Consider the following 2,085-nt stretch of genomic DNA (forward strand, 5'->3'; position numbering starts at 1 on the left):
GATTTAGATGTCGAAAATTAAAATGGATTTATATAGTACTAAGAAAAAGCCCAACTATTATATTGGAAAAAATATTCTGAATTTTTAAAAATAAACTTTACAAAACCGAAAAAAATAGTAGAATACTAATTAATAAGAATTTTCTGATAACTAAGCAGTTACGGAGAATCTCTCAAGATTAGCAACGTACATATAATTTGGGGAGGGTACATGAATGAAAAAGAAAAAATTAAAAAAGTTAACAGCGGTGGTAGCACCAGTATTAGCAATGAGTATGGCGTTATCAGCATGTTCGGGTTCAGGGGGAGACAAAAAGACAAGTACAACATCTAGTGGTGGAGAAGATAAGAAATCTGACATTAAATATGCAGCAAAACAAGTAATGAATCGTACAGAAAATCAGGAAATTCCGTCGATGGATACTTCGAAATCTACCGATACATTAGGGGGACAAATTTTAGGGAATACGATGGAAGGGTTATATCGTCTTGATAAAAATAATAAACCAATCCCAGCTGCAGCGGAATCTAGCACGAAAAGCGAGGATGGCAAAAAGTATACATTTAAACTTCGAAAAGATGCAAAATGGTCAAATGGTGATCCAGTGACAGCGAAAGACTTCGTGTTTGCATGGCAACGTTTGCTAGATCCAAAGACAGCAGCGGAGTATGCGTTTATTGCTTACTATATTAAAAATGCAGAGGCAATTAATAAAGGACAAGCAGATGCATCTACATTAGGTGCAAAAGCTGTGGATGATTATACACTGGAAGTAGAATTAGAACAACCAGTGCCGTATTTCTTAAACTTAGTAGCATTTCCATCGTATTACCCGTTAAATGAAAAATTCGTAAAAGAAAAAGGTGGAAAATACGGTTTAGAGGCAGACACAGTAGTATATAATGGACCGTTTGTCATGTCATCATGGAAACATGAGCAGGGCTGGCAATTAAAGAAAAATGAAAATTATTGGGATAAAAAGAATGTGAAACTCGATGAAATTAACTACAGCGTTGTAAAAGAACCAGCTACAAAAGTAAATCTATATGATACGAATCAAATTGATTTTACATTGCTAAATGGAGAATTTGTTGATAAATATAAAGCAAATAAAGATGAGTATGGTGAGTATTCAGAGGCAAGTACGTTCTTCTTACGTTTGAATGAAAAGCGTAATGGACAGGATACACCATTGAAAAATAAAAAATTACGTGAAGCGATTGCATTATCAATCGATAAAAAAGGGCTAGCAAATGTTATCTTAAACAATGGATCTAAACCGACAGATCAATTAGTACCAAAGGGACTCGCAACGGGTCCAGACGGTAAAGATTTCACAGAATCATTTAAAAATGGTGTTAAGCAAGATACGAAAAAAGCAGCAGCTGCATGGGAAGAAGCGAAAAAAGAACTTGGTAAAGATCAAGTGACAATTGAATTGTTAAGTTATGATGATGGAACTGCGAAAAAAGTTGCGGATTATGTAAAAGATCAAATCGAGAAAAATTTAAAAGGGGTAACGATTAATACGAAAATTCAGCCGTTCAAACAAAAATTAAAACTAGAATCAGCACAAGACTACGAAATTTCTTATGCAGGTTGGAGCCCAGATTATGCAGATCCGATGACATTTATTGATATGTTTGAAACGAAGAGTCCGTACAACCAAATGAGTTATTCCAATCCAAAATATGACGAAATGGTTAAAAAAGCAGGAAATGAACTCATGTCCGATGCGAAAAAACGTTGGGAAGAGTTTGGAAAAGCAGAAAAGCTATTGCTTGAAGAAGATGTAGCAATGGTTCCTTTATATCAAACAGGTAGAGCGTATGCAATGAAACCGACTGTAAAAGGAGTTGTAAAACATAACATCAGCCCAGAATATAGCTTTAAGTGGGCGTATGTAACAGAGAAGTAAATAATGAAGCGAAAAGCATTTTTAGAAGTAGTCGATCTACTTTTAGAGATGCTTTTTGTTTAGGAGATAAGCTTGTTTCTAAGGCATTTCATTATAGGGAAAGGAAGATTTAAAAATACTGTATATACATTAATTAAAAAACTGATATAAAACCCCCTCTTTTTAGG

General features: G+C 34.4%; 1 protein-coding gene. It reads left to right on the forward strand.

The features are described from left to right. The first annotated feature begins 214 nt into the window (after positions 1–214). Positions 215–1,918: a peptide ABC transporter substrate-binding protein gene (locus V7183_RS24695; protein WP_335361179.1), complete on the forward strand. Its 1,704-nt coding sequence runs from the start codon at positions 215–217 to the stop codon at positions 1,916–1,918. Positions 1,919–2,085: the final 167 nt, after the last annotated feature.

It is taken from the genome of Bacillus sp. JJ1127, assembly GCF_036965845.1.
GTDB lineage: Bacteria > Bacillota > Bacilli > Bacillales > Bacillaceae_G > Bacillus_A.

Bases quoted from the DNA above. Each gene is read 5' to 3' on its own strand.
- V7183_RS24695 (WP_335361179.1), top strand. From the start codon at position 215: ATGAAAAAGAAAAAATTAAAAAAGTTAACAGCGGTGGTAGCACCAGTA.